Below are 320 nucleotides of genomic sequence, written 5' to 3' on the forward strand. Positions count from 1 at the left end.
AGTAAAGTAGATAGCCGATGGGGAGGTATGGGACAGATGCGAAGGTGTAAGCGGACGTATCGGAGCAGATGCCACCCGGCTCCCTGTCCGCGGTCTACTCCACTAAACTCCTAGTTCTTTCATAAGCTCCCGGATTGTCTCATCGGTCTCTTCCAATGCATCAGCGATTTCCTCGACAGATTTCCCTTTTTCAAGCTTCTTTTTTACTAGATTGATGCGCTCTTCTTTACGTCCTTCAGCACGTCCCTTCTGCAGTCCTTCTTTTCTTGCCTCTTCTTTCTCATAATATTTCTCTTCCCATGCCTGCATATACTTCACCC

Annotated in this window: 1 pseudogene; it reads right to left on the bottom strand. The window is 47.8% G+C overall.

Annotated elements, in window-relative coordinates:
* Nucleotides 1-102: 102 nt before the first annotated feature.
* Nucleotides 103-320, bottom strand: a pseudogene (locus HJV72_RS18860) (Rpn family recombination-promoting nuclease/putative transposase); the annotation flags it as partial.

This window comes from Extibacter sp. GGCC_0201 (genome assembly GCF_017566055.1).
GTDB lineage: Bacteria > Bacillota > Clostridia > Lachnospirales > Lachnospiraceae > Extibacter.